The sequence below is a fragment of the Megasphaera massiliensis genome, assembly GCF_000455225.1.
Lineage (GTDB): Bacteria > Bacillota > Negativicutes > Veillonellales > Megasphaeraceae > Megasphaera > Megasphaera massiliensis.
Genome location: NZ_HF954537.1, coordinates 397,999 through 405,917, shown reverse-complemented (window position 1 = coordinate 405,917; position 7,919 = coordinate 397,999). Strand labels below are relative to the sequence as shown.

Annotated in this window: 8 protein-coding genes; 4 read left to right on the top strand and 4 right to left on the bottom strand. The window is 40.8% G+C overall.

Annotated elements, in window-relative coordinates; all coding sequences use genetic code 11:
• Positions 1–69 precede the first annotated feature (69 nt).
• The 3 genes from TX77_RS05265 to TX77_RS14060 all read right to left on the bottom strand — a co-directional run bounded on the left by TX77_RS05265 (position 70) and on the right by TX77_RS14060 (position 1,477).
• On the bottom strand, positions 70–519 hold the full coding sequence (locus TX77_RS05265) for a hypothetical protein (protein WP_071822321.1): 450 nt from the start codon (positions 517–519) through the stop codon (positions 70–72).
• A gap of 313 nt (positions 520–832) precedes the next feature.
• A complete protein-coding gene (locus tag TX77_RS14315) occupies positions 833–1,030 on the bottom strand; it encodes an AAA family ATPase (protein WP_225723648.1) in 198 nt (65 codons plus the stop codon).
• A 102-nt stretch (positions 1,031–1,132) separates the two neighbouring features.
• Positions 1,133–1,477 carry a restriction endonuclease gene (locus tag TX77_RS14060; RefSeq protein ID WP_071822320.1) on the bottom strand — a complete coding sequence of 115 codons (345 nt, stop codon included), beginning with the start codon at positions 1,475–1,477 and terminating at the stop codon, positions 1,133–1,135.
• A gap of 989 nt (positions 1,478–2,466) precedes the next feature.
• Here TX77_RS14060 and TX77_RS05250 point away from each other — a divergent pair.
• The 4 genes from TX77_RS05250 (at position 2,467) to TX77_RS05235 (ending at position 6,237) form a co-directional block, all read left to right on the top strand.
• Positions 2,467–3,159 (top strand): LrgB family protein, encoded by a 693-nt coding sequence (locus TX77_RS05250; RefSeq protein WP_044503763.1) that lies wholly within the window; start codon positions 2,467–2,469, stop codon positions 3,157–3,159.
• A gap of 185 nt (positions 3,160–3,344) precedes the next feature.
• Entirely contained in the window at positions 3,345–3,803 is a 459-nt protein-coding gene (gene tnpA / locus TX77_RS05245; protein ID WP_023053558.1) for an IS200/IS605 family transposase, read from the top strand.
• A 308-nt stretch (positions 3,804–4,111) separates the two neighbouring features.
• Positions 4,112–4,912, top strand: a complete 801-nt coding sequence (locus TX77_RS05240) for an IS3 family transposase (protein WP_044504782.1) — start codon at positions 4,112–4,114, stop codon at positions 4,910–4,912.
• A 137-nt stretch (positions 4,913–5,049) separates the two neighbouring features.
• Positions 5,050–6,237 carry an ISL3 family transposase gene (locus tag TX77_RS05235; protein ID WP_044503762.1) on the top strand — a complete coding sequence of 396 codons (1,188 nt, stop codon included), beginning with the start codon at positions 5,050–5,052 and terminating at the stop codon, positions 6,235–6,237.
• Positions 6,238–6,445: 208 nt separating this feature from the next.
• Here the strand turns inward: TX77_RS05235 and TX77_RS05230 are convergent.
• On the bottom strand, positions 6,446–7,919 hold a 1,474-nt coding region (locus TX77_RS05230; protein ID WP_230198050.1), incomplete at its 5' end, for a YadA-like family protein.

Sequence of the window (7,919 nt, the reverse complement as noted above, 5' to 3'; positions counted from 1 at the left end):
TATGTTTAATTAGCAATGTTTAAACAACAATAAGGACTATTTATATTTTTTTTAACTGAAATCTACCGATTACTTATCATCTATATGCCAATATTTGTAAACTGTCATTTTAGATAATCCCGTCTCTCGTATGCATTGTGCTTTTCGTCCCTCTGGATTTTTTAATTTCCAACAAGTAACGATTTTTTCTTTAGTTCCACTACCAATAGGTCGTCCGTTACCTTCACGCCAATCAGATTTACCAGAAAGCTGAATTTTTAGGTCTCTAATCCCTCTGGCAATAAATAAATGATCCTTTTGTTTCTTATAATTTCGTTTATTACGTTTTATTTGAATTCCAGCTACTCGTTCTATAAAATCAATAGTACATGTAAATGCTCTAGTTCTATAGCCTTTTAAACCAGCATCTATATCATCCATAGAAAAATGATTAGATTCGTCAGTAGTTCTTTTATCAAATAAAGGTAGGAGAGCTTCAGCATCAGCTTTTAATTCATCAAAGGGTATGTTACATTTCATCGCATAAGTCGCCAATGTAAAAATACCATAATAACGATGCCCTTGCCGTGACTTATTTTTTATTTCACGTAACCACCAATCATATAAATCCCTTTTTACAATCCAATGCCCAGGAGATGCCCTCTTTACAATTCTATTTTCATACCAAATTGGCCATAACTCCTTAGCTTTATCTAAGGGAGTATTGGATTTACCTATATCAAATCTAAATTTATTAAAACGATCATCACCTTCAGGATAATATGACTCTAAGTCATTTATTTCCCATCTAGGTCCAGTTTTCCAAGCTCTTACGGGATAACCCTTACCTAGCTTAGAAGCTGTTCCTACAACGCGATATCGTTAAATTATCAGATTCCTGATACATAATAAGCAGATTGTTACTCTTAAGCCGGGTGCTTATCACGCTGCTATGTGTTGTGACAAAAAGCTGGAAATTCTTTGCAAACGCTACCTGCTGAACAAGTCTCCGAAAATTTACAGGACTTAAATGATTTTCTGGTTCTTCAATAAAGATACCGTCTACATTTTCACCAGAACGCTGCTTTTTCCGACCTCATTATCACCAAGAAAATGCCCATATACATTACCACCATTCCATACCGTGCCGAAATCACTTCATCACCTTCTCCAGCAGAGATTTGCAGCTGTCTACCACATCGTAGATGATATTCCCGCTGGAGATCGCTTTGAAATAAATGTCCCTTCGACGGTGGATCTTTGACTCCTCACTCAGGCGAAGCTGCATCGAATTCATGGAGCCTTTTGTCTCGACTACAAAACAGATATGCTTTACCGTTTCTTTATAGAAAGCAATCAACCAGTCGGGATTACCTGTTTTGTGCTTATTCTGTGAAAAAGTAAAGTTTCCTTTTGACAAATAAAGCAGAGCTTTTCTTGCCACAATCCGAAGAAAATTGTAGGAGGAAAAATCAATGATTACTACAATTTCCAACATCAATGTTCAATATCTTTCAGCCACGGTGCTTCGCCAGTGTCTGGCTGATTCAATCGGTTCTCTTCACAGAAAATAACCATTCTTTATGAGTGATTTTTGTTTCAACGACCTCGCCTTTCTACTTTGATTTTGTAGGCATCTTTATATCGCCACTTTATTTCCTTTTTCTGCGTAAGACCCCACGCCGTTTTTGTCTGTATGGACTTTCAGAGATTTCAACACCTCCTCCTATTAAAACAGGTTTGAATTTAACCTATTTATTATAATAATAGAATCATCAATACTAAGGAAGTCTCATCTATGAATATAAACTCTGAAATTTTCGTGTCCATCACGGAAGCAAATCAAAACTTTTCTCATGGCCCGTATAGTTGATGAAAAAGGAGCTGTTGTTATCCTAAAAAATAATTCTCCTCGCTATCTTCGACAGTTTGTGATGTACTGACCAAGCCCCTGTCCCATATCAAGGATCCTAAACGCTGCCTACAAATCCATAAGGCATTACTGCTTGGCGTTCCTGTAAGACCTGCGATTCGTTTTATCTTCGGTCTTATTTTCAGAAGACTCTTAGATCGTTTTGTTGAATAGGACTTGAAAGACGATAATTCATCAATGACCGCCGTATCAAAGTCGAATGGAAATCCACTCTTCCCACTAAACCAATCGACATTTTCTCTGTTAATCAGATAGATACCAGCGCTTTTCTTAACGCCTCTTTTCTCTCTGACTCTATACCGATAACCACAGAATATGTTAGTCCCTTTAAGCGCTCCCATTTTTCTATTTCATCAGGCCATGTATCACTTGTTACTCGAAGTGGTGAAATGACTAGAACCTTCCCTACTTCAAATCGGTTATAAAGAGGTTCAGATATTGCCGATAACGTTATGACGGTCTTTCCTCAATCTAAGCCCATCTCCAAAAATAAAGCAGAAACATCATGAGTAAGAATATGGTTAATATTCTCACCCGCAAAAAGGAGGCCCGTCATGATTGATTTGCTCGAAGGATCCGTCTATTTCGGTGTATTCCTCGGAATTGCCTCCTACTGGCTCGGTATGTTCCTCCAAAAAAAATTCAAAAGCCCCCTCTTTAATCCCTTGCTCGTCTCAGGTATTATCATCATCGGATTCATACAGCTTACAGGCTATAACTATGAAAAAATGACAGACAGTCTGGACTACATCAATTATCTCCTCACCCCTGCCACCATCTGCCTTGCCGTTCCCCTCTACGAACAGATGAAAACCTTAAAAGACAATATGGCAGCCATATTTTTCGGAATTCTTGCCGGCGTACTCTCCAGTCTGATTTCCATATTCATTTTCTGCCTTCTTTTCGGGTTTGACCATGCCTCGTATGTCACCCTGCTCCCCAAAGCCATTACTACACCGATTGGTATGGGCGTCTCGCAAGAACTGGGCGGATACCCCTCCATCACCGTCGCCTCCATTATTTTCACGGGGATTATGGGAAATATCTTCGGTATCTACATACTGAAATACTTACATATCACCCACCCGGTAGCCAAAGGGATTGCCCTCGGCACGGCTGCCCACGGCATGGGCACGGCAAGAGCCATGAAAATAGGACCCGTAGAAGGCGCGATGAGCTCCCTTTCCATCTGCATATCCGGTATCATGACCGTCATAGGCGCCAGCCTCTTTGCCCTGTTCCTCTAAAAGATAAAAAGAAAAGGCGTACCCGAAAGGTACGCTTTTTTATTATGGTTTTAGCCTGTTTCGACAGTGAAACTGTCGAAACAAAAAACTACCCGCTATGCGGGTAGAAAACAAAAGGTTATACCAAAAATCACATCTTTATATAATAAAGGTGCTCAAATCCAAAATAACAAAAGAGGTGATTTATGGTACAAAAGACAAATTCATTATCACATACCAAATGGCTATGTAAATATCACATAGTCTTTACACCAAAGTATAGACGAAAAATAATATATAATCAATATAGAAAAAGCTTAGGAGAAATAATAAAGCTATTATGTAAATACAAAGGTGTAGAAATTATCGAAGGACATTTGATGCCTGATCACGTACATATGCTAGTAAGTATACCACCGAAATTATCAATATCAAGTTTTATGGGGTACTTAAAAGGAAAGAGTGCATTGATGATGTTTGAAAAGCATGCGAATTTGAAATATAAATTTGGCAACAGACATTTTTGGGCAGAAGGATATTATGTGAGCACAGTAGGATTAAATGAGGCAACAATAGCCAAATATATAAGAGAACAAGAAAAACAAGATATAGTAAAAGACAAGTTAAGTGTAAAGGAATATGAAGATCCATTTAAAAGGAAATAAAAAGCCCTTTAAGGGCTAAGCCAAAGAGGCAAAAACACTAGGGTTTGAGAAAAGCGAAAACCAGCGCCTTTAGACGCTGGTTGTTCATATGGGCTTATAGCCCTTGTGCAAACCCCCCGTTATACGGGTGGTTTTGATTGCAAATAAGGAAGTAAATAATACGGATCACATCCGCTTGATAAAAAACTCGTTTATGTTTCCGCTTTTGCTTGCTTCCCGTCACGCGGAGACAGCTTTTTTGTGTGAGTCATTTCAGTATTTTTTGTTTTTGCTCACACTTATTTCTATTCTTTTGTTTTTACTCATATATGTATTGGCAAAAACAGTTTCAACAGGAAGACCCGGATCTGGCCCTCAAAGCTGTCATCGATGAAATTCGAAACGTCCATCCGAATTATGGATATCGCCGGATATTAGCTGTGTTAAGGAATCGTGGCATCGTAGTAAATAAGAAGAAATTACAACGTATTATCCAGAAATTCAAACTCCAAGTCAGGTCGTATACCCGGAAAAGTCGAAAATATAGTTCGTACCGAGGAGTAAAAGGACACATCGAGAAAAATCGTATTCGTAGGCGTTTTGGCAGCACCAAGCCTCATCAAAAAATCACAACTGATACGACAGAATTCAAGTACTACGAATTAGATGAAGGCGGAGTAATTAGAATCAGAAAATTGTATTTAAATCCTTTTTTAGACTTGTATAATTGTGAAATTATAAGCTATTCGATCAGCCCGACTCCTTCAGCTGAATCGATACTGGCAGCGCAAAAGAAAGCCATTGAAGTAACGGCAGATGCTCCATTTAGAAGAACATTCCACTCCGATCGCGGATGGGGCTATCAAATGAGAGCTTACCAGCATGCGCTAAAAGCCAACAATATCTTCCAAAGCATGTCACGGAAGGGAAATTGCTACGACAATGCACCGATGGAAACCTTCTTTGGAATTTTAAAACAGGAAATTTACTACGGGAAAACGTATCATAGTTATCAGGAGTTAGCCGATGCGATTATTCAATTTATTGAGTATTACAACGTAAATCGGATTAAGGAAAAGCTTGGATGGCAGAGCCCGATTGCCTATCGGCTAGCCAATCAAACTGCATAAAAAAAATGGTTCTATAATAAATGTTGGGGTCTTGTGGACACTCTTGTTCACAAGACCCCTTGTTTATATAAAATAAGACATATCCAACACTGCCAGTTAGCTCAACCACCACGAAGAACTGAAAGGAGTATATAGATATGTCTCTCACTTATTTTATCGAAAAACATTTCAATTGGGAAGCGGGTTCTGTCAAAGAATTCGTAAATCAGGATGGGAAATGGGTCCTCTTCATCGATTTTAAGCCATTCACACCGTGTTGTGTTCATTGTCATCATAACAAACTCTATATTAAGGATTATCGGGATCAGAAAGTACTCTTAGGGCATTGGAATTCCCTGCCAATTTTTGGCCTCATTCATAAACGAAGATATCTCTGCAGCAGCTGCCATAAGACTTTTTACGAGCCGATTCCCGGACTCGGAGGTTACCAACGTCGCTCTCACGAAGTCATACGGGAAATCCAGCAAGCCTGTACTGAATTGATAAGCTTTAAGGCCATTTCCAGGATGCAGGGTATTTCGATATCCACGGTCATTCGGTATTTTGACAAGCTCACATTCCAGTCCCCAAAATATCTTCCGGAAATCCTATCCCTCGATGAGTTTCGAGGAAATGCCCGTGGACAGCGGTATCAGGTAGCAGTCAATAACCCTCAGACTCACGAAATATTGGATATCCTGCCTAATCGGAATGGCATGGAAATGATTCATTATTTTAGCCGTTTTCCACGTAAAGAACGCATGAAGGTGAAATTCGTCGTGATGGACCTGTCTTCTCTTTTCCGTCGTGTAGTTCAAACCATGTTTCCTTGTGCAACCATCATTGGATACCGATTCCATATCCAAAGACTGGTCATCTGGGCCTTGGAACGAGTTCGGAAAAAGGTTCAGAACCATTTTCGTGAGAAGCGAATTTACTTCAAACGAAACAAGCATATCCTGAATAAAAAAGGGAAAAAACTGACGTTGGAAGAATATGACAGACTTCGTGAGATTCTGAAACAATTCCCGGAACTACAACGTGCCTATGCTCTAAAAGAAGGTTTTTTCAATGTATTTTCTATGAAAGAACGAGCCGCTGTGACACATTTTTTAGCGCAATGGCTGACCTTAGTTGAAGAAAGTGGGGTAGACGAATTTAGAAGTGTGTTGAAAACCTTTAAAGATTGGAGACAAGCGATCTTAAATGGACTGACGCAAGTGTATTCGAATGGCTTTACGGAAGGGATGAACAACAAGATAAAAGTATTGAAACGAGTCGCTTTTGGATTCCGGAATTTCGAAAGATTTCGCGCCAGAATCCTCTGGGCATCTTTAAAAGAATAAAAAAAGAAATGGACGAGAGCGAGAAAAACTCACTCACGTCCATTCGCGGTGGATGATTTAGTTGGCACCCCAACATTTGACAAAGAGCCAAAAAAATTCCGAGCAACTATTTCGGGTTGCTCGGAAATAAAAGTCTAACTTTTTGGGGTCACATCAATTTCCCTCGGGGTTTTCTTTTTTACTTCGGTTGTGCCGTTTTTATGAAGTTTTATTTTGCTTTTCTCTTCTCGTTGACACGGACTCTTTCGATGACCGGGTTTCCGTTTTTGTCTTTGGAAATGACATCGATACGGAAACGTTCCAATTCCGGTTCGAATTCCTGAATCAGCTTTTCGTTCACATTGAGGCCTTTTTGCATGGCTCTGTAAACGATTTCTGCGAATTCATAGCGTGTCATCATACGGTCTCCGCCGAAAGTTCCGTCCGGGTAACCTTCGAGCAGTCCCTGTTTCGTGAGTTCTTCTACTGCTTCGTAGGCCCAGTGGTTCTTTGCGATATCCGGGAAAAGTTTCATCTTGACCGGATCGGGAGTCTGTCCCTGTCCGATACCTGTGACGGCTTGTCTCAGGACTTCCACTTCTGCACGGAGATCTTTGATTTCTTTCGCCATAGCGACTCTGGAGGTCGTTACATGGTTGCCTTGTCCAAGTTTTACAGAAACGCCTGCGTTCACCATGTTTTCTCCGCCGCCGAAGGATCCGCCGACACTGAACATGGTGTCTTCATTCGGACGGTAGTACGCGCCGATAGCGACAGCATTCGCGCCGCTGTAATTGCCGTAGCCTGCGGAAAAGTCCCATTTGTCATCAGGGTCGAAATCGAGCGGGTGGAGTGCGGCAAGTGCGGCAGCGCCTGCGCCGACTCTGTTCACACGGGTATTCAGTTCGCTCACTCTACCTCCGAGAATGGAAATATTCTGATTGCTCTGGTTCTCGATCGCTTTGAGCTGTTTCACGTTCACCGCATCACTATCCTCTTTGCCGTCTGCCACATTGGCGATTGTCTTGCCACCGGCGTTAATGCCGTCTTTTTTGACGGACGGGCCGTCTTTGATGGTAAGACCTTCGTTGTTAATGGTGACGGTATCTCCTTCTCCCACAGTGATTTTGTCACTTGCCTTGACCGTCTTTGTATCAACCGTATCAGCCTTAACCGTTCCGGCATTAACTGTCGTAGCGGAAACCGAGTTCAAATCCTTGAGGTTTTTAGCAAGAGTAACAGTATATTCTTCTTTATCATCAGCTTTTGTAACGGAAATATTTTCATCTCCTGCTTTAACCACGGTCTTTTTCTTTGCAATCTCATCTTTCAGTTCATTAACGGTTTTATTTTCGGAAATATCAATCTTGCTTCCTTCAATACCGTATTTGATAGTCGAACCGTCTCTTGTTACGGTAAGCCCCTGATCTTTTGCTGCTACATCAAAGGTAACTGCATTATTGGTATTGTCAATCTTTTGTCCGGCTACCTCTTCTCCCGCTTTTACGGTCCACGAGGTCATCTTAGCGGCAATATCTTTCGCGTTCTGCTCGATTTTTTCGGTGTTCTTTCCGATAGTTTTCGTGTTTTCACCGATAGCTTTCGTGTTTTCGCCGATGGCTTTCGCATTTTCACCGATATCTTTCGCGTTTTCACCGATAGCTTTCGTGTTTTCACCGATAGCTTTCGCGTTTTCGCCGATG